Annotated in this window: 23 protein-coding genes; 7 read left to right on the top strand and 16 right to left on the bottom strand. The window is 66.3% G+C overall.

Features of this window, described 5'->3' with window-relative positions; genetic code table 11:
* Positions 1–33: 33 nt before the first annotated feature.
* Positions 34–1,485, bottom strand: a complete 1,452-nt coding sequence (locus MFM001_RS21030) for a trehalose-6-phosphate synthase (protein WP_116377200.1) — start codon at positions 1,483–1,485, stop codon at positions 34–36.
* Complete coding sequence (locus MFM001_RS24645; RefSeq protein WP_192887011.1) at positions 1,486–1,650, bottom strand: hypothetical protein; 165 nt, start codon at positions 1,648–1,650, stop codon at positions 1,486–1,488.
* 117 nt (positions 1,651–1,767) lie between these two features.
* Between MFM001_RS24645 and MFM001_RS21025 the strand changes: the two genes are divergently transcribed.
* Both MFM001_RS21025 and MFM001_RS21020 read left to right on the top strand, forming a co-directional pair.
* Positions 1,768–2,703 (top strand): enoyl-CoA hydratase, encoded by a 936-nt coding sequence (locus MFM001_RS21025; protein ID WP_116377199.1) that lies wholly within the window; start codon positions 1,768–1,770, stop codon positions 2,701–2,703.
* Between the two features lie 29 nt (positions 2,704–2,732).
* Entirely contained in the window at positions 2,733–3,548 is an 816-nt protein-coding gene (locus tag MFM001_RS21020; RefSeq protein ID WP_116377198.1) for an SDR family oxidoreductase, read from the top strand.
* On the opposite strand, the gene MFM001_RS21015 is transcribed toward MFM001_RS21020, so the two are convergent.
* Entirely contained in the window at positions 3,531–4,472 is a 942-nt protein-coding gene (locus MFM001_RS21015) for an NAD(P)-dependent oxidoreductase (protein ID WP_116377247.1), read from the bottom strand. The genes MFM001_RS21020 and MFM001_RS21015 overlap by 18 nt on opposite strands.
* A gap of 102 nt (positions 4,473–4,574) precedes the next feature.
* Here MFM001_RS21015 and MFM001_RS21010 point away from each other — a divergent pair, with 102 nt between their 5' ends.
* Positions 4,575–5,849 carry an amidohydrolase family protein gene (locus MFM001_RS21010; protein WP_116377197.1) on the top strand — a complete coding sequence of 425 codons (1,275 nt, stop codon included), beginning with the start codon at positions 4,575–4,577 and terminating at the stop codon, positions 5,847–5,849.
* Positions 5,850–5,853: 4 nt separating this feature from the next.
* Here the strand turns inward: MFM001_RS21010 and MFM001_RS21005 are convergent, their stop codons facing one another.
* Entirely contained in the window at positions 5,854–6,456 is a 603-nt protein-coding gene (locus MFM001_RS21005; RefSeq protein ID WP_238159320.1) for a PaaI family thioesterase, read from the bottom strand.
* 91 nt (positions 6,457–6,547) lie between these two features.
* Here MFM001_RS21005 and MFM001_RS21000 point away from each other — a divergent pair, with 91 nt between their 5' ends.
* Positions 6,548–7,222 carry a PadR family transcriptional regulator gene (locus tag MFM001_RS21000; protein ID WP_116377196.1) on the top strand — a complete coding sequence of 225 codons (675 nt, stop codon included), beginning with the start codon at positions 6,548–6,550 and terminating at the stop codon, positions 7,220–7,222.
* Here MFM001_RS21000 and MFM001_RS20995 read toward each other — a convergent pair whose 3' ends face one another.
* From MFM001_RS20995 to MFM001_RS20975, 5 genes are all read right to left on the bottom strand, one after another.
* Positions 7,223–8,908: a 3-ketosteroid-delta-1-dehydrogenase gene (locus tag MFM001_RS20995; RefSeq protein ID WP_116377195.1), complete on the bottom strand. Its 1,686-nt coding sequence runs from the start codon at positions 8,906–8,908 to the stop codon at positions 7,223–7,225.
* Positions 8,909–9,017: 109 nt separating this feature from the next.
* Entirely contained in the window at positions 9,018–10,094 is a 1,077-nt protein-coding gene (locus MFM001_RS20990; RefSeq protein ID WP_116377194.1) for a hypothetical protein, read from the bottom strand.
* Positions 10,095–10,184: 90 nt separating this feature from the next.
* Positions 10,185–11,063 (bottom strand): alpha/beta hydrolase, encoded by an 879-nt coding sequence (locus MFM001_RS20985; protein WP_116377245.1) that lies wholly within the window; start codon positions 11,061–11,063, stop codon positions 10,185–10,187.
* Positions 11,064–11,116: 53 nt separating this feature from the next.
* Complete coding sequence (locus tag MFM001_RS20980; RefSeq protein WP_238159318.1) at positions 11,117–11,977, bottom strand: SDR family NAD(P)-dependent oxidoreductase; 861 nt, start codon at positions 11,975–11,977, stop codon at positions 11,117–11,119.
* Positions 11,978–11,979: 2 nt separating this feature from the next.
* A complete protein-coding gene (locus tag MFM001_RS20975; RefSeq protein WP_116377243.1) occupies positions 11,980–12,462 on the bottom strand; it encodes a nuclear transport factor 2 family protein in 483 nt (160 codons plus the stop codon).
* 130 nt (positions 12,463–12,592) lie between these two features.
* Here MFM001_RS20975 and MFM001_RS20970 point away from each other — a divergent pair, with 130 nt between their 5' ends.
* Positions 12,593–14,491: an NAD(P)/FAD-dependent oxidoreductase gene (locus MFM001_RS20970; RefSeq protein WP_116377193.1), complete on the top strand. Its 1,899-nt coding sequence runs from the start codon at positions 12,593–12,595 to the stop codon at positions 14,489–14,491.
* Positions 14,488–15,375 (top strand): SDR family NAD(P)-dependent oxidoreductase, encoded by an 888-nt coding sequence (locus MFM001_RS20965; RefSeq protein WP_116377192.1) that lies wholly within the window; start codon positions 14,488–14,490, stop codon positions 15,373–15,375. The genes MFM001_RS20970 and MFM001_RS20965 overlap by 4 nt, the downstream gene beginning before the upstream one ends.
* Before the next feature lie 3 nt (positions 15,376–15,378).
* On the opposite strand, the gene MFM001_RS20960 is transcribed toward MFM001_RS20965, so the two are convergent.
* From MFM001_RS20960 to MFM001_RS20930, 7 genes are all read right to left on the bottom strand, one after another.
* A complete protein-coding gene (locus MFM001_RS20960) occupies positions 15,379–16,011 on the bottom strand; it encodes a Dabb family protein (RefSeq protein ID WP_116377191.1) in 633 nt (210 codons plus the stop codon).
* Entirely contained in the window at positions 16,004–16,351 is a 348-nt protein-coding gene (locus MFM001_RS20955; protein WP_116377190.1) for a hypothetical protein, read from the bottom strand. Before MFM001_RS20955 ends, MFM001_RS20960 begins: the two co-directional genes overlap by 8 nt.
* 73 nt (positions 16,352–16,424) lie before the next feature.
* A complete protein-coding gene (locus MFM001_RS20950) occupies positions 16,425–17,384 on the bottom strand; it encodes an alpha/beta hydrolase (RefSeq protein ID WP_116377189.1) in 960 nt (319 codons plus the stop codon).
* Entirely contained in the window at positions 17,381–18,202 is an 822-nt protein-coding gene (locus MFM001_RS20945; RefSeq protein ID WP_371685594.1) for an IclR family transcriptional regulator, read from the bottom strand. The genes MFM001_RS20950 and MFM001_RS20945 overlap by 4 nt, the downstream gene beginning before the upstream one ends.
* 132 nt (positions 18,203–18,334) lie before the next feature.
* The gene (locus MFM001_RS20940; protein ID WP_116377187.1) at positions 18,335–19,801 is read right to left on the bottom strand and encodes an FAD-dependent oxidoreductase; all 1,467 of its coding nucleotides are present in this window, start codon (positions 19,799–19,801) and stop codon (positions 18,335–18,337) included.
* A complete protein-coding gene (gene bphC, locus MFM001_RS20935; RefSeq protein WP_116377186.1) occupies positions 19,798–20,706 on the bottom strand; it encodes a biphenyl-2,3-diol 1,2-dioxygenase in 909 nt (302 codons plus the stop codon). Before bphC ends, MFM001_RS20940 begins: the two co-directional genes overlap by 4 nt.
* An 8-nt stretch (positions 20,707–20,714) precedes the next feature.
* Complete coding sequence (locus MFM001_RS20930; RefSeq protein ID WP_116377185.1) at positions 20,715–21,899, bottom strand: acyl-CoA dehydrogenase family protein; 1,185 nt, start codon at positions 21,897–21,899, stop codon at positions 20,715–20,717.
* Between the two features lie 279 nt (positions 21,900–22,178).
* Between MFM001_RS20930 and MFM001_RS20925 the strand changes: the two genes are divergently transcribed.
* Entirely contained in the window at positions 22,179–23,774 is a 1,596-nt protein-coding gene (locus tag MFM001_RS20925) for a flavin-containing monooxygenase (RefSeq protein WP_371685591.1), read from the top strand.
* Positions 23,775–23,794 lie beyond the last annotated feature (20 nt).

The raw sequence follows: 23,794 nt of genomic DNA, 5'->3' as shown, positions 1-23,794 counted from the left end.
TTATTGCAGCGCCCCAACGGGCATATCACCGGTTCAGTGGTTCTGCGGATGCGCTTCGGCGAGCGCGTCGAGAAATGACCGGGCCCAACGGTCGACGTCGTGAGCGAGCACTTGCCGTCGCAGCGCCCGCATCCGGCGCCGTCCCTCTTCCTCGGGCTGGTTGAGCGCCGCCTCGATTGCGTCCTTGACGCCTTCGGTGTCGTGCGGGTTGACCAGGTAGGCCTGGCGGAGTTCGGCTGCGGCGCCGGTGAATTCGGACAGCACCAGCGCACCGCCGAGGTCGCTGCGGCAGGCAACGTACTCCTTGGCCACCAGGTTCATCCCGTCGCGCAGCGGAGTGACCAGCATGACGTCGCTGGCCACGAAGAACGCGATCAGCTCGTCGCGGGGGACCGGGCGGTGCAGGTAATGCACCACCGGGTGGCCGACCTCGCCGTATTCGCCGTTGATGTGGCCGACTTGGCGCTCGATGTCGTTGCGCAGGATCTGATAGCTCTCGACGCGTTCGCGGCTGGGCGTGGCCAACTGCACGAGCACTGCGTCGTCACCTTTGACGCGCCCCTCGGCGAGCAACTCGGAGAAGGCCTTCAGCCGGACGTCGATGCCCTTGGTGTAGTCGAGCCGGTCGACGCCGAGCAGGATCTTGCGGGGGTTGCCGATCTCGGCGCGGATCTCGCGGGCCCGTCGCCGGACGCTGCGGTCACGTGCTTTGCGGTCGAGGTTGCCCGAGTCGATCGAGATCGGGAAGGCGCCCACCCGGACGGTGCGGGAATCGAGCTCCACCTCGCCGAACCGCGACCGCACTCCGACCGAGCCGCGAGATGTGTTGGCGCCCACCAGCCGTCGCGACAGGATCAGAAAGTTCTGCGCACCGCCGGGCAGGTGGAAGCCCACCAGGTCGGCGCCGAGCAGACCTTCCACGATCTCGGTGCGCCAGGGCATCTGCATGAACAATTCGACCGGCGGAAACGGGATGTGCAGGAAGAAGCCGATGGTCAGGTCGGGCCGCAGCTCGCGCAGCATCTTGGGGACAAGCTGCAGCTGGTAGTCCTGCACCCACACCGTCGCGCCTTTCGCGGCGGCGCGTGAGGTGGCCTCGGCGAAGCGGCGGTTGACGTCGACGTAGCGCTCCCACCACTCCCGGTGGTAGAGCGGTTTGACGATGACGTCGTGGTACAGCGGCCACAGTGTCGCGTTGGAGAACCCCTCGTAGTACTGCGCGACGTCGTCGGCGGACAACCGCACCGGATGCAGGCGCAGGTCCTCAGCTTCGATGGGCTTCTCGTCGGCATCCACAATGCCCGGCCAGCCCACCCAGGCCCCGCGCTGGCGGCGCAGCAGCGGCTCTAACGCCGTGACCAGCCCACCGGGACTGCGTTTCCAGGTGGTGCTGCCGTCGGGCAGCCGCTCCATGTCGATGGGCAGCCGGTTGGCGACCACCACGAAGTCGGAATCCCCCGAGCTCTTGGCTGGCCGGGGAGCCATTTACGCCTCGTTTTTCGCTGGCCCAATACCGAGCATCGACAGGAAAATCCGGCACTCGTCGGCGTCGTTCGCATACGCCGCGACGACACGCCTGGCCTGGCGTGCGGTGCTGTCGGCCAACGGTTCCACATCGCCGATTTCGGCAGGATCAGATTTAGCAGGCATGACATAACTGTATGCGAAAGTGTGTTTTGGGTCGCACCCGCGGCCGGGGCCAGCGGCGGGCGCGTTACGCGCGGGCCGTAATGTGTAAGCGTCCAACAACCCAGGTGAGGTGGCGAAATGGCAGTCCACGACGATGTGGGCACCAGCGCGGTCGACGGTGATTCCGCTGAGCTGGTGACCTACGAGAAGCTCGACGAGGGCCGTATCGCCAGGGTCTGGCTCAACCGGCCCGAGGCGCACAACGCGCAGAACCGCACCCTGCTGGTTCAGCTCGACGAGGCGTTCCTGCGTGCCGAGGCCGACGACGACGTGCGGGTGGTGATTCTGGCGGCGCGCGGCAAGAATTTCTCCGCCGGCCACGACCTGGGTTCGGAGGCGGCGCTGGCCGAGCGCATGCCCGGCCCGGGGCAGCATCCGACGTTTCAGGGGTATGGCGCCACCCGCGATCCGATCGCCGAGAAAACCTATCTGCAGGAGTGGCATTTCTATTTCCAGAACACCTGCCGCTGGCGGGATCTGCGAAAGATCACCATTGCTCAGGTACAGGGCAATGCGATTTCCGCGGGTTTGATGCTGATCTGGGCGTGCGATCTGATCGTGGCTGCGGACAACGCGAAGTTTTCCGACGTGGTCGGGGTGCGGATGGGTATGCCGGGCGTCGAATACTACGCTCACCCTTGGGAATTCGGCCCGCGCAAAGCCAAAGAGCTTCTGCTGACCGGTGATTCGCTGGACGCCGACGAGGCCTACCGGCTCGGCATGGTATCCAAGGTGTTTCCGGCCGGCGAGCTCGAGGACAAGACGCTGGAGTTCGCCCGGCGCATCGCCGAACGGCCCACGATGGCTGCGCTGCTGATCAAGGACTCGGTGAACGCCGCCTCCGACGCAATGGGTTTCACCGAGGCGCTGCGCCACGCGTTCCATGTTCACGAGCTCGGGCATGCGCACTGGGCGGCCCGCAACGAGAACCGGTATCCGATCGGGTTGCCGCCCGACGTCGAGGACTGGCGCACCGCCAAGCCGTCGAAGATCGCCCGCCGCGACGAGCCGTAATTTCTGCTCGCGCAACCGCAAGGAGCAGCATGGAACTTTCGTTCGAAGACCGTACCTACCTGGTCACCGGCGGTGGCACGGGAATCGGTAAGGCGGTGGCGGCGGGCTTGGCCGCGGCCGGGGCGGCGGTCGTCATCGTCGCGCGCAATGCCGATCGGTTGGAAGCGGCCGCCAAGGAGATCGGCGGCGACGTCCGGCCCGAGCCGGCCGACGTCACCGACGAAGACCAGGTTGCGCGGGTCGTCGACGCCGCGACGGCGTGGCGCGGCCGGCTGCACGGCGTGGTGCATTGCGCGGGCGGCTCCGAGACGATCGGACCGATCACCCAGGTCGACTCCGACGCGTGGCGGCGCACGGTCGACCTCAACGTCAACGGCACCATGTATGTGCTCAAACATGCTGCGCGACAACTGGTTCGCGGTGGTGGCGGGTCGTTCGTCGGGATCTCGTCGATCGCGGCCAGCAACACGCATCGCTGGTTTGGCGCGTATGGGGTGACCAAATCGGCGGTCGACCATCTGATGAAGCTGGCGGCCGACGAGCTGGGCCCGTCGTGGGTGCGGGTCAACGGTATCCGGCCGGGGCTGATCCGCACCGACCTCGTCGCGCCGATCACCGAGTCGCCGGAGTTGTCCGAGGATTACCGGATCTGCACGCCGCTGCCGCGGGCCGGCGAGGTGGAGGACGTCGCCAACGCGGCGATGTTCCTGCTCAGCGACGCCGCCGCGTGGATCACCGGCCAGGTCATCAACGTCGACGGTGGGCACATGCTGCGCCGCGGCCCGGACTTCACCGCGATGCTGGAGCCGGTGTTCGGCGCCGACGGGTTACGCGGAGTGGTCTGAGCCGGGCATCTGGGGCCGACCCGCTGCGCCCGGCTTCGCCGCGCTGGCGATCGCCCCTGCGTCCCGTCCCGCGAGGGTGGCGATCGCCGACCAATCCTGGTGGCCGCGCCCGTCGGCCAGCAGCGCGAGGAACCGGTCGCGCAGCAGGCTGGCGACGGGCAGGGGCACCTGCATGTCCTCGGCGGCGGCCAGTGCCAGCCGGACGTCCTTGAGCCCCAGCGTCGCGGCGAACCCGGCCGGCTCGAATTCGCCACGCGCGATCAGCCCGCCGTACGTCTGGTAGGCCGGCGCGCTGAACAACGTCGAGGTCAGGATGTCGACGTAGTGCAGCGGGTCCACCCCCGCCTTGCCGACCAGCGCGATGGCCTCGCCCAGTGACTCGATCACCGACGCGATCAAGAAGTTGCCCGACAGCTTGACCAGGCTGGCTGCCTCCGGTTTCTCGGACACCACGAAGGTGCGCTGGCCGATCGCGTCAAACAATGGCGCCACTTGCTCGAGCACCGCGGGCGCGCCCGCTGCGACCACGAAAAGCTTTGCGGCAGAGGCGGCTTCGGGGCGGCCGAACACCGGCGCGGCCACATATTGCTGCCCGGCGTCAGCATGTGCAGCGGCCAACCGCTGAGACAGCGCGACGCTGATGGTGCTCGACGAGACGTGCACAGCGCCGGGTGCCAGTGACGCGAGCACGCCGTCCTCGCCGAACACCACGTCGTCGACGGCGTAGTCGTCGGCCAGCATCGTGACCACAACCTCGCCGCGGCAGGCCTCGGCGACGGTGAGCGCGCGTGTTGCGCCCTGGTCGGTCAGTGCGTCGGCCTTGCCGGGGGAGCGGTTGTAGACGGTGACGCGATGACCCGCGTTGACGAGGTTGGCGGCCATGCCGCGGCCCATGTTGCCCAGGCCGATGAATCCGATGTCCATGGTGTCCAGCTTGCCCGGTCGTCCGCTCACTGAGACAAAGATCTTGCGCTCGCCGGCCTGACGGGAAGGCTAGCCTCGTATACACCGACGCCGGAGGACACCATGGCTGCAACCTGGGACACGATCGATCGTTATGTGGTCATCTCGACGGACACCCACGCCGGGGCCGACCTCTACGACTACAAGCAGTACCTGCCGGCCGGGCTGCACGACGAGTTCGACGCGTGGGCCAAGACATACGTCAGCCCGTTCGACGACTTGATCATCGCCACCGCCGCCCGCAACTGGGACCACGAGTTGCGGCTATCCGAGATGGACGCCGACGGCGTGGCCGGCGAGGTGCTGCTGCCCAACACCGTGCCCCCGTTTTTCCCGACCACGCCCAACATCACGATCAGCCTGCCGCGCACTCGCGACGAGTTAGAGAAGCGTTGGGCCGGCGTGCAAGCGCACAACCGGTGGCAGGTCGACTTCTGTTCGCTGGCGCCCACGCGGCGCCGCGGACTGATTCAGATCTTTCCCAACGACGTCGAGCTTGCGTTGCAGGAGATCCGTTGGGGCGCCGAGCAAGACTGCTTCGGCGGCGTGCTGATCCCGCCGGTCTCGCCCGGCGACCCGCAGGTCGCCCCGTTGTTCCACACCCGCTACGAGCCGATCTGGGCGCTGTGCGCGGAGCTGGACCTGACCGTGGTGCAGCATGCGGGGGCCGGCAGTCCCGAGATGCCGATGGACCAGCCGGCATCCAACGCGGTGCTGATCACCGAGATGGCGATGTGGGCGAACCGCACGCTCGGCCACCTGATTCTGGCCGGGGTGTTCGAGCGGTATCCGACGCTGCGGTTCGTCCCGACCGAGCAGGGCACGCTGTGGGTCCAGTCGCAATTGGCGGTGCTCGACGCGATGGTGCCCACCATGAAATCGGAGGCGCACAACCGCACCTACGGGATGTTCGGCGGTTCGTCGGTCGACGAGTTGACGCTGTCGCCCAGCGAATATGCCCGGCGCAACGTGTATTTGGCCAGCGAGCTGGCGCCCTACGACGCGGCGATGATCGACTTCATGGGGGCAGACCACATCATGTGGGGCAGTGACTATCCCCACGAGGAAGGCTTCACGCCGCAGTCGAAGCTGGCGATCCGCTGGGCTCTGCATGACAGGTCCGAGGATGTCTGTCGGAAGATCTTGGGCGGCAACGCCGGTCGCCTCTACCGCTTCGACCTGGACGCACTGGCGCCCGTCGCGGCCAAGATCGGCCCGACCGTCGCCGAGGTGCATACCGCGTTGGGCGACACCGGCTACCAGGCGCCGGCGGCGTTCGGCTACCGGCCGTTCGAAGGCGGGCTGGCGCTGAAGCGGCTGGCGCCGGCCCGCAGCTAGCGATTTACCGCCGGTTCTCCCGCGGGTGGATGAACACGCCGTCAGCCTCGACGGTCACGCCACCCGCATCCGCGATGTGGCCGACGGCAAACGTCTTGACCCCCTCCACATGGTCGATGCGTGCCTCTGCCCGCAGCTTGCCCAGCGGGGTTCCTCGCAGGTAGCGCAACGTCAGCGTGCCGGTGTAGGCCGGTCTACCCGGCTTGTGCGCGGTGGCGCCCAGGACATGGTCGAGGACCATCGCGCACACCCCGCCATGTACGTGGCCGGGCGGACCCTCGTAGGCCGCGCCGAGAGCGAAGTCCGCCCGCACCAGGCCGTCGGCTCCGTGGTGAATCACCAGCGGAGGCGCGACAGGGTTGCGCAGACCGACCACGACGTTTCCCCATACCATCGGTTGACCATCGGTGGTCTGCGTACCGAAAGAGCCGGGAATCAGCGCCGCGCTCAATTCCTCAGTCGCGCAATCGATCTTCTCCTTCACCCTGGCAAGCGTCATCGCGTCGGCTTTTGTCCGGATTGTGGCGTCGACGAGGCGCCGGACCGACTCGGTCAACGGCCCGTACACCGACTCCAGCTGCACGAGTTCCGAGGTCACAGGACACAGCGTGCGCGGTGGGCGTGCCCTTGGCAATGTCGTCTCCCGGCCAGTGGTAAGCGGCCAGCCTGCAGCACCGCGAAGTTGTTAACCTGGGCAAATGGAGGGCAGCGATCTACGGGGTAAGCCGAACCTGGCGGCAACCAGCTGGGCGCTGCTCGGCGTGCTCTCCTACGAGTACGAGCTGTCTGGCTACGACATCCGAAAGTGGATCGACTGGAGCATGCGCTTCTATTACGGCAGCCCGGCGTACAGCCAGATCTACTCCGAGCTCAAGAAGTTAGAGCAACTGGGCTTGGTGACGTCTCGTGTCGAGAACACAACCGGCACGCGCAATCGCAGGCTCTACAAGATCACCGAAGCCGGGATGGACGCGCTTACCCGGTGGGCGAACGAAGCGCCGGTCGACCCACCGACGTTGAAGCATGGCCCGCTGCTGCGGGTCACGATGGGACACCTCACCAGCCCAGAAAGGCTGAAAGAGGTGCTGCAGGAACACGTGGCCTACGCCGACCAGATGCACCGCAATGCGGCCAAGGACGCACGGTGGGCCGGCGCCGATCCGTCCTGGGCATACGCGCGCGTCGCGCTGCAGTGGGCCGAGCGGTATTACGCCAACGAACGTGAACTCGCCCTGAAAATGATCAAAGAGCTCGACGAGGCCGAAGCCGCGTTCCCTCAGGCCGGCAAGGGCGGCCGGACCAAGATCCCTTGGCCCCCACCGGAATTCTGGTACGAGATCGAAAAGCGGGCCAATGCCGATGAGCCGAATTGATTAACCGGTGGCCGCGTCGCGGGCGGCGACGTAGCCGTACACCAATCCCTGGGCAATCGTTGCGCCCGCTCCGGGATAGGTGGCGCCGAACGCGTTGGCCGCGGTGTTGCCGATCGCGTAGAGGCCCTTGATGACGCTGCCGTCCTCGCGCAACACGCGGGCACGGTCGTCGGCGCGCAGACCGCCGCAGGTGCCGAGGTCGCTGAGCACCATCTTGACCGCATAGAAGGGCCCACGGTCGAGAGCGCGCAGATTGGGGTTCGGTTTGATGGTGGGATCGCCGTAGTAGCGGTCGTAGGCGCTGCGGCCGCGGTGGAAGTCCGCGTCCAATCCGGCTCGTGCCATCTCGTTGAACCGGTGCACGGTGGCCGCGAACTGTGATCGGGGAACACCTATTTTGTCCGCGAGTTCAGCCAGGCTATTCGAGCGGTGGGCGATGCCGGCGGCGTACCACGGCTGCGGGATTGGCATCCGGGGAAACAGTTCGCCGGCGAAGACATAACTGTTGCGGTACTGCTGGTCGAACACGATCCACATGGACTCGACCGGATCTCCTGAGCGTTCCCGTTCCAGCAGCCGCTGCCCGAACGACATGTAATCCGTTGCCTCGTTGGCGAAGCGGATGCCGTGCTGATCGACGATCAGCGAACCGGGCAGGGATCGTTCGGCCAGCATCACCAGTGGCGTCGCGCCCGGTAGTGGTGCGACGGCCGGGAACCACCATGCTTGGCTCATGAGATCGGTTGCGGCGCCGAGGTCTTGCGCGACGCGGATGGCATCGCCGGTGTTGGACTCGGCGCCCAGGCTCATGTGCTCGCCGAGAGATTCGGACTGGAACTTCCAGCGCATGGCCATGGCGTGGTCGAACCCGCCGGCGGCCAACACCACGCCCCGCCGCGCGGTGACGGTAACTTCCCGCGCGTCGTGCCCGACCACTGCGCCGGTGACCCGGGCGCCGTCCGTGGTCAAGCGATGCAGCGCGGTGTCGGTCCATATCGGGACTCCCGCGCGTAGCACACCGGCGAACAGGCCGGCGGTAAGCGCCTGCCCGCCCGCGACGTAGCGCCGGCCAAGCAGACGTCCACCCACCCCTTGACCGAGCCGTTTGGCGATGGTCGGTATGCCTTTGCGCGGGACCCGGGCCATCAGGTTCATCCACCGGTAGTCGGCCCCGGTGGTGGGCATGGGGATCTTGACCTCCAGTACTCCGGGTCTCAGCTGGTTCCGGTATTCACCGAGGATCGCGGAGTTCAACGGGCGGCACTCGCAGGTGCGACCGACGGCGGTTCCGCCGGGCGCCTCGGGGTGGTAGTCCGAATAGTCTTTGGCCCAGATGAACTTCATCGGTGTGGTGCGCCGCAGCATTTCGACGGTCGCGGTCACGTGCCGCAAGAAGCCGGCGGATCGCTCGGCCGGTGCGGTGCCCGCGACCACCGACCGCAGATAAGTCTCGGCACGTTCCACGGTGTCGGCGTCGACGTCCAATATCGGACTCGCCGGAAGCCACAAGGCGCCGCCCGAGCGAGCCGTCGAACCCCCGACATAGGACGACTTCTCCACGATCAATACGTTCAATCCGCATTCCTGCGCCGCCAACGCAGCTGCCATTCCGGTGCCCGAACCGACGACCAAGAGGTCTACCGTCAGGTCGCGGACGGGCAGGCCGGCGGGGATGCTAGTCGACACGAAAACGACATTAGGTCGCCGACTTGGCTCCGTGACTTGGTTTCCCTGCCAGCGGGACGTTGGCCGCCAGAGCCGGCCGCGACCGTTTCTCTGGCATCCGCCGTGTCGGTCATGCCAGCTGAAAGGCGCTGATCGGTGCGTCGTCCGGATAGCTCGACGGACCGCCCAGGTCGTAGGCCGCGTTGAGCGTGCGGATGAACTCTGGGTTGTGCAGCGGGTCGTCCGGCAAAGACAGCTTGATACCTTGGGCGTTGACGTCCTTGACCAACGTGTCGATTGCCTGCTCGATGGTCAGATCGTCGGAGCCGTCCATGTTTTTCTTCAACTCGTCGTAGTCGGAGAAGACCTCGGCCGACCAGTGGACCAGGAAGCGCAGCTCGTCGGTGTGGTGGCGGGCGATCACATCGTTGCCGTTCTGCAGTAGCCACCAGTCGCGGTCGGCGGGATCACCGGTGAACGTGGTGTCGAAGCTCAGCCCGGCCGGGATCTGTTGTTCCAGTGGCCCATTGGCTTCACCGCGGTGCATCATCATCTCGTTTTGCACCACAACACCGCGGTTGTAGACCGGCGGCAGAATGCGCTGCGGCGGCTTGAGCGGCCCGTCTGGCCAATACGTGAAGCCGCTGCCCGGGTCGAGAGAAAACCAGGCGATCACTTGCGCCATCTTGATCAGGTAGTCCTGGAATAGGCCGGATTTGCCCATGACGCTTGTCAGCCAGGTCGGTGCGTTCTCGTGGCGCACCCCGCGGAAGCTCGGCGAATCCAGGTGTCCCGGATCGCGATTGGCGCATGGGCCGTTGATGTTGAATAGCATCATCTGCGGCTTGGCGTATTCGGCTTTCCAGTAGGCCTTGGCCATCTCCACGAAGCGTGCGTTGTAGAAGCAGTCGTGCACTTGTGGGTACAACACCGCGCCGTGGTTCGCCAGGTAGCCGCGGAAGGTAGGGGTCACAAACAGGTCCAGAGACGGCTCAAACCCTTCGGGAAAAGCGCCGCTCATGGTGGCGATCAGCTCTTCGGCCGAGTGGAAGTGGTGTGCGATGATCAGCTTCCACGGCCCGTTGTTGTGCACAATGTCCAGCAGTCGTTCCCGTTGATCGTCCGTGTAGACGTCGCGGATCTCCTGGGGAGGCGATGCGGGCCGCAACACGTCGGACAGCTCTAGGCGCCGCTGATCGGTGAGCATCGGATCTCCTCTGGTTGTCGCTGGCCTCGATTTTGCGGTTGCCGCCGGTGCCGCAGCGACCAGGTGTCCGTTGACCGGGACGCCAAAGGCTCAGAACGGCAATGGGTGAGCAAATTTCGCACGCAGCAGGGCGCCGACTTCGGCGATGGCCAGCCGGCCCCGCGCGGTCGTGTCGGCGCGCATCAGGAACCCGTGGTACATACCTGGGTAGCGGGTCATGGTCACCTGTACTCGGGCCTCGCGCAAGCGGTTTGCGTAGCGCTCGCCCCAGTCGCGGATCGGATCGCACTCGGCGCTGACGACGATCGCGGCGGGCAGGCCGGACAAGTCGGTGGCGTATGCAGGTACCCGATACGGGTCGCGCGAGGTGCTTCCGCAGCCATCGGCAAGCTCGTGCATGTAATTGATGTCGTCGAGGCAGAGCATCGGTGCATCGGCCAGCGCCGTGATGGACGGCGCATCCATGTCGCGGTCTAACCCCGGATAGAGCAGCACCTGGCAAAGGATTGGCGGGCCGCCCCGGTCGCGGGCCGCCAGCGCCACGGCGGCCGCCAGCGAGCCGCCCGCGCTGTCGCCGATCACCGCAAGCCGAGCCGGATCAACGCCGAGTAGGTGGGCATTGCGCGCCACCCAGCCGGTCGCGAAGTAGGCGTCGTGGAATTGCGCGGGCGGCGGATTCTCTGGGGCGAGGCGGTAATCGACGGCCACCACGGTCGCGCCGCTCTCGGCCGCCAGCGTCCGGGCCAGCGGCTCGAACGAGTGATTGGAGCCGAGAACCATTCCGCCGCCGTGGAAATACACCAGCACTGGCGTCCGGGCAGCGCGAGTTGGGTGGTAAATGCGCAAGGGAATCGGTCCGGCCGGGCCGGGTGCCGTGCTGTTTGCCACGGTGGCCATTTCCGGCATCGCGTCGGGCAGGGGCGCCGATTCGATGGCTTTACGAATGGCGGCCAGTCCGCGCTGTCGCATCGGCGGAATATCGCCGAATGACGCGACACGGGCAGCGGCGTCGGGATCCAGCCTCACCGGCGCGCCGGATCGAATCGGCGGCCCCTCAGCGCGGGAGGACGCTGCGAGACAAGGGATTCGCCGCGCTCGGCCATCGCCGCGCCGACGTACTCGGGCTGCGTGAGCAAGTAGAAGCGCCCTTCGGTGGCTTGATCGAATATCGCCTCGGCGGCGGTAAGGGCATCCATCGCCCCGGCCTTGATCTCGAGCATCGCCGAGCGCTGCGCCTCGGCAGCGGCGACGTCGCCGTCATTCACCCCGCCGCCGGACTCGAAGATGTTGGATGCCACCGCACCTGGCAGTACGGCCTGTACGTGGATGTGATGATCGTGTCCGGCCAACTGCACCTCTAAGCGCAGGCATTCGGTGAGCGCGAGTACCGCATGTTTGCTCATGATGTAGGGCGCCTGCAGCGGAACAGTCGCGACGCCACCAATCGACGACACATTCCACACCCACGCAGGTTCCGGCAAGGGCAGCATCTTCGGCAGAAACGCGCGTACGCCGTGGAAGACGCCGCTGATGTTGATGTCGACGACGTGCTTCCAGTTCTCCACGGGGGTATCCCACAGGTAACCGAATTGCTCGACAGCGGCGTTGTTGACCAAGAGGCGCACAGGTCCGATATCGCGATATGTGCGCTCGGCCAGCTGCTGCATCGCATCCGATTCGCGTACGTCGCACACCGTGTCGACCGCGGTCGCACCTTGCGCGTTCAGTTCCCGGCGTAGCGCCGCGACGGCCTCGGCGTCGATGTCGGCGAGCACGACAGTCATGCCCAGTTTCGCGGCGTAACGGGCCAGGCCCGCCCCGATCCCGGCGCCGGCGCCGGTGATGACCGCCACGCCACCGTCGAACATGTTGCGCGCGGTCACAATCAGGTGCTTTTTGCAGTGCTGTCGACGGACAACTCGGAAAGCAACACAGAGTCCCGTGTGTCGAGCACGACCTCCATTTTGGTGAACTGCAGACTGGCACGTGCTCGCCGCACAGCGGCGTCGACGACGGCGGTGGAGTTGACGAATGGGACGGAATTGGCGATGTGGGATACCAAGAGGTAAAAGCGGACACTGGCCGCCTCGCCGTCGAACCCGGTGCGGAAGACATTGATGGCGTTGTGGCGCAACGGGTATGGACTTGCGTTCCGGTGCTCGACCAGCCACGCGAATGCCTCGTGGCGCCCGCGGACGTCAGCGGTCAGCAACTCCTCGAACGGGCTGGCTCCGCTGTCGCTGCGACTGACGTAGTGGATGTCGTCGGCAAATCGGACCGCCAGCTCGTCGTAGTGCGCCTCGTCGTAATGGAACCAGAACTCGGCGATGAATTCCTGCAACTCGGCCAGCGAGATGTCGTTGCTCACGATCCTGCAGTCAAGCAGCCGGTCGGCGTGCCGGCACCGCCGATGACCGGTCAGTGGGAGCCAAAACGCGTCCCGCTCAGTAGACACGCCGGGCGCTGTGGGCCCCGTCCGGGCCGATACTGGCGCCGTCATGCTTACCCAGACTGCGGCCGCCGAACTGCGCGCCAATCTCGAGCAGGCCGACCCTGGCGTGCTGGTGGCGGTATTGGCGCAACTGAGCGGTGATCCCGCCGTTGTCGACAAATTCGGGCCTGCGATCTCACATGTGCCTGATCCGCCCGAGCAGGCGGGTGTCACCGACCCCGAGACCGCCGCCACGATCGTTGACGCGCTGCTGGACATCCTGACCGGCGCGTCGGAACCCATCCGCGCCGTCCCCGCCGACGACCCGGTTCTGTTCGGCCGGATCGCGCCCATCGCGCTGGGCGTAGCCCTCGAGGATCGAAACGTGCCAATGCTGCTGGAACAGGGCGGTTTTCACAAGCCGCGGCCGGTACTGCCGCGCACCGCATCTGTCCGGTTGACGACGAAGATCGCCATCGTCGGATGTGGGATGGCCGGGATCGCCGCCGCGATCGCGGCCGCCGACGCCGGCGTCGCCTACGAGATATATGAACGCAATCCCGAGGTCGGCGGCACCTGGCTGACCACCACCTATCCGGGCATCGGGGTGGACACCCCGTCGACCTATTACTCGCTGTCGCGCGAGCTCAACCCCGACTGGTCCAACTACTACCCGATGGGATCGGAATACCAGTCGTACTTGCAGGCTGTCGCCGACAAGTACAAGATCCGCAACCATACCCGGTTCAACACCGAGGTCGAGGCGCTCTGGTGGGACGACGAGAACCAGCGCTGGCAGATTCGTGCCTGCTCGGCCGACGGTGCGCGCACCGTCAGCCACGCCAATGTGGTCATCACCGCGACCGGATACCTCAACAGACCGCGCTTCCCCGACCTCGACGGCCGAGAGACGTTCACCGGCATCAGCATTCATTCAGCGCAATGGGATCGCGAACTCGACTTGACCGGCAAGCGGGTCGCTGTCATCGGGGCGGGCTGCACGGCGGTGCAGATCGTCGACGCGGTCGTCGACGACGTCGCGCGCCTCACCGTGTTCCAGCGCCAGCCGCACTGGGTGGCGCCACGGCGGCGGCCGTCGGACGACGTGCCCGACTACCACCGCTGGTTGGCCAGGCATGTCCCGCACTACGCGAATTGGATTCGGCTGAAGTCCTATTGGTCGACTGCGGACAACAACTACCCGGTCATCCAAGTGGACCCCGAGTGGGCGGCCTCGCACCAGTCGATTTCGCCGGCCAATGATGTACTGCTGAAGTACTGCCTCGACTACATCGACCGCACCTTCGGCGCGGGCAGCGAACTGGCGAAGAAGGTCACCCCGGACTTCGCCCCGTACGGCAAGCGCATCATCCGCGATCCCGGCGGTTACTATGCCGCCCTCACCCGTCCCCACGTTGACGTCGAAGCAAGCGAGCCGGCGCGGGTCACACCTGACGGCATCGTGACCGAGGACGGGCGGGAGATCAGCCTGGATGTAATCATCTACGCGACGGGCTATTACCTCGACTTCCTGTCGACGATCGACATTCGTGGACGCGGCGGCCGTACTTTGCAAGACGAGTGGGCGGGCACTCCACGCAGCTATCGCGGCGGCACCGTGCCCGGATTCCCGAATTTGTTCGTGACGTCCCATCCCAACGGCAGCCCCGGCCACGGCGGCGGTCACAACTTCGGCGTCGAGGTAGCCGTGCACTACATCACGGAGTGCCTGCAATTGATGGCGTTGCGTGGGGCGCGGTCGATGGAACCCACGCGCGAGGCCTACGACGAGTACGTCGCTCGCCTCGACGATGTGATGGAAAACCTTGTGTGGCGGCACACTCCGACAGCGCACACGTACTATCGCGTGCCCTCCGGCCGCGTGGTGGTGGCCAATCCACTGCGGATGATCGACTGGTGGGAGGAACACCGCGCGCCCATCGAGGAGCACTTCCACCTACGATGACGCACTTGCTTTCCGGTAGAACAGCTCTGGTCACCGGCAGTAGCCGTGGCATCGGACGCGCGATTGCGCAACGGCTCTCGGCGGAGGGCGCCACCGTGGTGGTGACTGCGCGGTCCTATCGGCCGTCGGCGTCGGTGCGGGCGGGTAAAGCCGCCGCGCTGCCCGGGACGATCAATGAGACGGTCGAACTGATCAGGCAGGCGGGCGGCGACGCGCTGGGCATTGCCGCCGATCTCGAAGACGCCGAACAGCGCGAGCGGTTGATCGATCAGGTGCTCACCCGCACAGGGAGACTCGACATTTTGGTCAACAATGCCGGATACGCTGACTACTCGCTGGTGGAAGACATGAGCCTGGACACCTTCGACCGAACGGTGGAGCACTATCTGAAGGCGCCGTTCGTGCTGACGAAAGCCGCAGTGCCTCATATGCGTTCACAGGCAGCGGGCTGGATCGTCAACATCGGTTCGGTGACCGGGGTGCCGCCCGTCCGGCCGTATCGCGACTACAACAAGACCGCAGGTGACGTTGTCTACGCATCGATGAAGGCGGCGTTGCACCGCTTCACGCAAGGGGTGGCAGCCGAGTTGCTCGACGCGAACATCGCCGTCAACTGTGTCGGCCCGTCTACCGCGGTCCGTACTCCCGGTGCCGCACAGTTGATTCCGGATGGATTCCCGACCGAGCCTGTTGAGTACCTGGCCGAGACCGTGCTGGCAATGTGTCACCGGCCCGCTGCGGAGCGCACTGGGCTGGTGGCGTTTAGTCTGCACTATGCCTGGTCTGAGGGGTTGCCGGTGCGCAGCCTGGACGGCAAGACCTTGTTGCCTGCGATGGAACCACCGGTGACCGCCAACCCGAATGTCGCGCCCGCGGGCTTGTAGTACTCAGCCGAGTACCGCGCGATCGGCCCGACAGAAGCTGTGGCAGACACGATCCCGCACGATGACGTCGGGGCATTCCGGGTCGAACCAGCGATCCACATGGCCCCAATGAATCGGATGCATGAGATACGGGCCCATCAATCCCTCGACGTCGGTGAATTCCTGTTCGAACACATGTGTCCAGGGCGAGTCGCCGGTGGCATCTTCAACACGGCTCAGCTGCCAGGCGGCGATAGTGCGCACGTGGCGGGGCAGCAGCCGCAGGTCGGCCTCGAAGCGGGCGATGGTGGCGTCGTCGGTGCCGGGCGCCACGTGCAACAACAGCGCGCGGTAGACGGCACCCTGGCCGAGGGACCAATCGGTGCGAGCGGGATGACCCGTATAGCCGGCCCCGTTGACCCGGCTGACTGCCGGGTCCTGCAGCACGTCGTTGAATTCACCTGCGATGCGGTCCCATTCGCTTCGATCGGCCAACCGCAGATGCATCAGGATGTCGCCGCCGTTACGGCTGCCGGGCAGCGTCGACTCCACCAGCGCGGCTTCGGCGCTTACCTTCGTTGCCGCGCCCCGCAGCGCGGCCAACAGACGGTCGCGGCCGTCCTCTGCGACGTCGATGAGTTTGACGACGCTAAACATCGCAGAGTCCGTCCACGTCTTGGGCGTCCGAAGCGACGCTGCGAGTACGCTCGACGATCCACTCGGAGGTATCGGCCCACCACTGTCCAACAGTGGGATCCGGCCGCGCCTGCCACGTCATTGCCCACCACGCCCGCGGATCCGGAAGTGACCAGATGATCGTGACCGTGTTGGTCTGGTCGGCAAACCAGATCGGCGGACTGACCAACACCTGTTGCAACGTCATTCCCCGCTGACGGGCCCGCGGTGCGTAGCCGGAAAGGTAAGCGTCGACGAACTTTCTGGCGCAGCCGGGGCGAGTGATCACCCGGTCGATGACGTACACCCGACCGTCAGCCATTCGGCCGAACCTACGGTCGTCGACAGCCATGGGGCACGGGCGCTCCCGCCCATCGGGACGCCTCTGGGGCACCCTAACCACCGACTCGGCGCGAAACGTCCGGTGCCAGGCGACGCGACAGTTCGCCGCAGACCTCTACGCGTGCCCGCTGCGCCAGGCCGAGCATCGGCATCGTCATGAAGCCGTGGATGGCGCCGTCGTAGGTGCAGCACACCGTCTCCACACCCGCTGCCATCAGTGCGCGGCCGAACGCAAGGCCCTCATCCCGCAATGGGTCATGGCCGGCGACGACCACGACGGCCGGCGGCAGCCCCTCTAGATCGGCGTGCAGTGGCGAGGCATAGGGATGCATGCGGTCGGTGGGGGCGGGCACGTACTGATCCCAGTACCACTGCAGTGCGGGGCGCGGGTTGTAAAAGCCCTGGCCGAACAGCTGATACGACTCTGTGTCGAAGTCCGCCGCGATGATCGGATACAGCAGCAACTGGCCGGCCAGCGGCGGCCCACCACGATCGCGCGCCATCACCGCGGTCACGGCGGCCAGGTTGCCGCCTGCGCTATCGCCGCCAACGACGATCCGGCTTGCATCTCCGCCGAAATCCTCGGCATTGCTCGCCGCCCAGTGCGTCGCCGCGTAGACGTCCTCGGCGGCCGCCGGCCAGCAGTGCTCGGGTGCCAGCCGATAAGCCACCGAAACCACCACGGCTGGAATGCGATTCGCGATGCTGCGGCACAGCTCGTCGTGGCTGTCGAGGTCGCAGAACACGAACCCGCCCCCGTGGGCATACACCAGCACCGGCAGTGGCGAACCGGCCGCAGGTCGATAGATCCGGACGCCGACGCCGCCGGGGATGGTCTCGTCGCACACCATCCCGACCGGCTCCGGGTTAGCGGGAGCGACAAACCGAGCCCGAATCGCTTGCCGCGCTTGAGCACCCGTCATCGTCTCCACACGCGGGAAGCCGGCGTCGAGCGCCTCGAGCATGCCCGCGATTTGCGGGTCCACGGTCTTGGCGTCGCCGGCGCGCGTCATGCGTACTGCAGGACACGATCGCGGGGCGCCGGCCCGACCCGCAACGGGCGCACCTGCTGCAGCGTCGGCGCGACGCGTCGCGAACCGTTTTCCACGTTGTGCCAGATGCCCATTGCTGCCATCCGAACCGGCGCAGCCATCCGCTGATCGAACATCATCCGGCTCATCGGCCCGCATATCGACACCGCCGCGACGGCCTCGCCCGGATCGCCGATCGGTGCTGCGACACAACCGAATCCGGGCAGCGACTCCTCCCGGTCGAACGCCACGCCGCGCGCGCGAACCTTGGCCAGTTCGGCGGCCAGCTGCGCCGAACTGCTGATCGAGTACCTGGTCTTGCGGTTGGCGAGATCGGGGGTTTCGACGCCGTCGTTGTACGCCAGGATTGCTTTGCCCACCGCTGTGCAGTGCGCTGGCTGACGCCCGCCGACGCGGCTCGGGATCGCGGCGGCCATCCGGTCGCCGATCTTCTCCAGGTACACGACGTCGGTGCCGTCCAAGACGGCCAAATGGACCACCAGCCCGGTGACACGGTGTAAGTCATGCAGCACCGAGACTGCCGCGCGGTGCAGCCGGTCCTGGTGAACGGCCAGCGATCCGAGTTCGACCAGCCGCATGCCGAGTTCGTAGTCGCGACCGTTGCGCCGTAGCCAGCGCAGCTGCACCAGCCGCTCCAGCATCCGGTGTGCCGACGACCGCGGCAGACCCGTGCGGCGCACGATCTGAGCCAGATTCAGCCGACCCGGCCCGTCAAAAGCATCCAGTACCAACGACACCCGATCGATGACGGCACTGGGAGTAGCGGATTCCACGGTCACGCTCACGACGCCTCCTTGCGCGGCAGCATATGACTAATAGAAATATGTCTGTTTGTATCACACCGGTGTGGTCGCTGTCACACCGACAGCCGAAATCAACCCGGCACATGCCGGCTGACCTCGATGACGGGTTCAGCCCTTGGCGGCGGCTCGGCCGGCACGGCGCCCGTAGAAGCTGCCGTCGCCGAGCGAGATGCCACTGGCGTAACCCCACGCCGCCAGGCCTGCGGTGCAGCGGCCCGCCGCGTACAGGCCGGGGATCGGTTCGCCGCTGACATGCAGCACCTCGGAATCCAGCGTGGTCTTCAGACCGCCCAGCGTGAAGCCGCCGGTGCTCTCGCGCAGATCGATTGCCCCGACCGGAGATCCGATGGGCCGCAACCACTCCGCCTTCTTGTGCAGCAGCGGATCCTCGCCGCGCGCGGCGCCGTCGTTGTAGGCGGCCACGGTGGCCTGCAGCGAACCGGGCGCAAGTGCCATCTCCTGCTCGAGCTCGGCAACGGTTTCGCACACCCAGCTCGGCGGGCGCAGCATCAACTTCGGCGACAGCGACGCCATGGCCTCGTTCTGCGCGGCCTCGTCGATGACCAGGTATGCGGTGTTGTCCTGCTGGTAGAGCGTGAGCTGTCCGATGCGGCCCGGATAGGTGTCCTCGGCGACATAGCGCTGACCGCGGCCGTTGACCAGGATCCCGCGCACCAGTTGCTGTGGGTCGATGAAGATCGCCACCTCGGTGGCGTCCATGTGCGCCAGATCCGCGCCCAGCGCCTGCGCCATCCGGATGGCCTGGCCGTCGTGCTGCTCGATCGACGCGGCCGGGCGCCCGGCGATCCGCGGCGCGTACTGGGCAACCATCGCGTCGTTGTAGGCGAAGCTGCCCGTCGCGAGCACCACGCCGCGGCGCGCGCGGATCGTCACGTCATGGCCGTACTGGCGGGCGCACAGTCCCGCAACCCGGCCGTCGGACTCGACGACCAGCCGCTGCACTCGCACGTCGTAAATCGCCTGTGCGCCGGCCGCAGTGGCGGTCTCCACAAGCGGCTTCATCAGCATGTAGCCGGCGCTGGCCTCGCCCTGCTTCTTGTTCGACATCTGCGGCACGTGGCCGCGCGGTGCGGGGGTTGCGATGGTGTTGAACGGAAACGAGTTTTCCCCGCCGCTGTACATCAGGCCCTGATCGCCCATCGGCTCCCAGCCGGGTTCGGAGAAGAACTCGGCTTTGAACGGCACGCCGCAGTCGACCAGCCAGTTGAAGTGCTCGACGCTGCCGGCGCAGTAGTCGGCGATGCGGTGTTCGTCGGCACCCGGCCCCATCGCGACGTTCAAGAACGCCGCCATGTTGTCGACGGAATCGTCGAAGCCACAGGCCTTTTGCAGCGGCGTGCCGCCGCCGAGGTAGATGAACCCGCCCGCCATCGCGGCGGCTCCACCCCATGAACCGGTGCGTTCGAGTACCAGGGCGTCGGCGCCCGATCGAGCGGCTTCGAGCGCTGCGGCCGCGCCCGCCACCCCGTATCCGGCGACGACGACGTCGGCCTCGTGATCCCACGACCCGATCGACGACGCCGGGACGGGATGGACGTCGGTGTCGGGTGTCATAGGCGCATTGCGGCAGGCATCTCGCCGACCCACTGGTGGCCCCAGTAGCTGTCGGCAGTGATTTCCTCTGCGGTGTAATACGTTTCGTCGACACGCATGCCGTCGGTGCCGAACTCGATGTCCCAGTCGCCCGGTGCGCGCACGTAGAACGACACCATCTTGTCGTTGGTGTGCCGGCCCAGCGTCGACGACAATTGGAACCCTTCGGCGTTGACCCGGTCGAGTGCCTGACCGACCGCGTCGAGGGTGTCGACCTCGACCATGATGTGCACCAGGCGCGGATCCCGCTGATGCGCGGCGGGGACGATGGCCAGGCTGTGGTGTCGCGCGTTGATGCCCAGGAAGCGCACCCGCACCGGACCGAATTCCTTGGGCAGCGGTACGCGGAACGCGCCGCGGGAGCGGAAACCCAATACCTCGGTGTAGAAGTCGAACAGCCCATTGGGGTCGGTGGCCGGTACGACGACGTGGCCCATGCCCTGATCGCCGGTGACGAACTTCGCGCCGAACGGGGTGACGACCGGGCTGTGGTCCAGCACCGCACCGTGGAACACCTCGAGCGTCGTGCCCGCGGGATCCTCGAAGGTGATCACCTCTTCCACCCGGCGCGCCTCGGCCTCGTCGGTGGACAGCTGCTTGAACGGCACCCCGGCGCCGTCGAGGGCCGCTTTGACCCGCTGCAGCGCCGGGTGGTCACGCACTTCCCAGCCGATCGTGAGTACCCGGTCGGTCTCGCCGGGCACCACGATCAGTCGCGCCGCGCGTTCGTCCATCCGCAGGTACAGCGCCGATGGGTCAGGTCCCTTGCCTTCGGCGAAACCCAGCACGCCGAAGGCGAATTGCCGCCAGCGTTCGATGTCGTTAGTCGAGATAGTAACGTATCCAAGGCTTTTCAAGTCGGTCACGACTACTCCTAGATCAGGGCACGAAGCGGGCCCTCTGGTGGATCGATGCCCAGCGAGCTGAGCGCCGACGCGTGGAAGACGGTACCGGGGACGTGGATAGCGTGCAGGTGGCCGACGTGGACGTCGCGCCAGTATCGCTGCAGCGGCTTGTCCATCCGTGCCGCGTTGCCGCCCGAGCGGGCGAAGATCTCGTCGACCGCCGACACCGCGCGCCACGCCGCGCGGATCTGGGTGCGCCGGCCCGCAGCGCGGTCGGCGAACGACACCTCCTTGCCCGACGCCACGATGTCGTAGATGCGGTCCACGTTGGCCAGCAGCTCCTGGCGCGCGGCGTTGATGTCGGCCGCGGCCTCGCCGATGGCGTACATGACGTACGGGTCGTCTTTGATCGCGGTTCCGGTGGCGCCGACACGCTCGCGCTGGTACTCCAGGTGCGCGGCCAGCGCCCCCTCGGCGATGCCGACGACCGCGGCCGTGATGCCCAGCGGGAACATCGTCGACCACGGCATGAGGTAGAGCGGCTCGGTCATGCCGGCCTCGCGCTGCGCGGTGCCGTCCATCACCTTGGTCGCGTCCATGGTCCGGTAGGCCGGGACGAACGCGTCGGAGACGACGACGTCCTTGGACCCGGTTCCGCGCAGCCCCACCACATTCCACGAATCCTCGACGATCTGGTAGTCCTTGCGGGGCAAGATCATGTGCAGCATCTGGGGCGGCATCAGCGGCACACCCTTTTCGTCGCCGAGCATCGCGCCCAGGATGATCCAGTCGCAATGGTCGGTGCCCGAGCTGAACTGCCAACGGCCGTTGAAGATATAGCCACCGTCGACCGGCTTGGCCACGCCCTGCGGCGCGTACGGAGAGGCCATCCAGGTGTCGACGTCGTCGGCCCAAATTTCGGCAGGCACCTTCGGATCCGCGTAGGCCAGCTGGTAGGGGTGCACGCCCACCACACCGACGATCCATCCGGCCGCGGGGTCCAGCGCCGCAGTGGCCATCACCGTCTCGGCGAACTCGCGAGGGTGGGCCTCGAACCCGCGGTACTGCTTGGTTTGCAGCAGCCGGATCAGGCCGGCCCCTTTCATCAGCTTGACCGTGTCGTCGGTGAGCCGGCCGATCCTCTCGGCTTCCGCGGCCTGCTCGCGTAACTGGTCGGCGATGTCGGTCACCCGTTCGATTACCCGCTCGGTCATGGTGTGGTCCTTATGTCGTCGCTGCCAAGAGATGGTCTCCTGCCGGTGATGATGACACCGTTGGCGATCCCGGTGAGCGGAAATGTTGTTCACGCGGACAGTCGCAGTTCCCAAGCCCGATGCGCCGTGGCATGGTCGGCGGCGTGTGGGCGATGCAAGACTCCGCGTGGTGAGCACACCAGGATTCGACTCGTTCTTGGGTGACCGGCTCTAAGGCGAGCGTCCGATGACCGGGAAAGCTGGTGCCTGCGCGTGGTCGACATGGCCTACGGTCCCGTCGTGACCCTTGATGCAGTGGTTGTCGGCGCCGGGTTCGCCGGCCTGTACGCCTTGCACAAACTGCGCTCCCAGGGGCTGTCGGTGCGGGTGTTCGAAGCCGCCCCCGACGTCGGCGGCACCTGGTACTTCAACCGGTATCCCGGTTGCCGCTGCGACGTCGAAAGTGTCGACTACTGCTACTCGTTCTCCGAGGAGCTGCAGCAGGAGTGGAACTGGACCGAGAAGTACGCCAGCCAAGCCGAGATCCTGCGCTACATCAACTGGGTCGCCGACCAGCTCGACCTACGCAAGGACATCACCTTCAACACCCGCGTCTCCTCGGCGGTGCTCGACGAGCACACCCTGCAGTGGGCGCTGACCACAGATGCCGGCGAGGCCGTCACCGCCCGGTTCTGCCTGATGGCCACCGGCTCGCTGTCCGCCGCCCTGACGCCCGGCTTTCCAGGGCTCGACCGCTTCGCCGGCGAGGTGTACCACACCGCGCACTGGCCGCATGAGCCTGTCGACTTCTCCGCGAAACGTGTCGCCGTGATCGGAACGGGATCCTCTGGCATCCAGTCAATTCCGGTCATCGCCGAACAGGCCGGGCAACTCTACGTGTTCCAGCGCACCCCCAACTTCAGCGTCCCGGCGGGCAACAAACCGCTGACCGCCCAGGACATGGCCCAGATCAAAGCCAATTACCCGGAGCGACGCCGGCTTTCGTGGCGCAGCGGCGGCGGCTCACCGCACATCACTCACCCCAAGAACACCATGGAGGTGTCCCGCGAGGAGCGCCGGGCCGCGTTCGAAAAGCGTTGGCAGCTCGGTGGTGTGCTGTTCTCCAAGACATTCCCCGACCAGATGATCGACCCGGTCGCCAACGAGGAGGCCAAGCGGTTCTACGAGGAGAAGGTCCGTGCCATCATCGACGACCCGGAGGTCGCCGACCTGTTGATCCCGGACGACCATCCCATCGGAACCAAACGTATCTGCACTGACACCAACTATTTTCAGACCTTCAACAAATCACACGTCAAGTTGGTCAGCGTGCGTCAGACACCCATCGAGTCGATCGACGAGACCGGCATCAACACCACTGACGCGCATTACGACGTCGATATCATCGTCCTGGCAACCGGTTTCGACGCAATGACCGGTGCACTGGCCAACATCGACATCGTTGGCCGCGGCGGCGAACTGCTGCGCGACGACTGGAAAGACGGCCCACGAACGTATTTGGGCCTGGGTGTGGACGGGTACCCCAACCTGTTCATCATCTCGGGCCCGGGCGCGCCGGGCGTGCTGGCCAACATGGTGTTGCACGCTGAGGCGCATGTGAACTGGATTGCTGAGGCCATCGGCTATCTCGACAAGCATGGTTACACCGCGATCGAAGCCGCCGCGGACGCGGTGGACAACTGGATTGCGGAATGCGCCCAGCGGGCGCAGGCAACGCTGTTTCCAATGGCGAACTCCTGGTACCTGGGTGCCAACGTTCCCGGCAAGCCGCGCGTATTCATGTTGTTCGTCGGCGGATTCGCGGTCTACAACGACATCTGCGCCGAGGTTGCCCGGGCCGGCTACAAGGGCTTTAACCTGATCAAGAAGCCCTGAGTGATCCGACAGGAGTGCAG

Source organism: Mycobacterium sp. MFM001 (assembly GCF_003402475.1).
Taxonomy (GTDB): domain Bacteria; phylum Actinomycetota; class Actinomycetes; order Mycobacteriales; family Mycobacteriaceae; genus Mycobacterium.
Note: the sequence above shows the minus strand (reverse complement) of the source record. Positions and strands in the feature narration are given on the sequence as shown.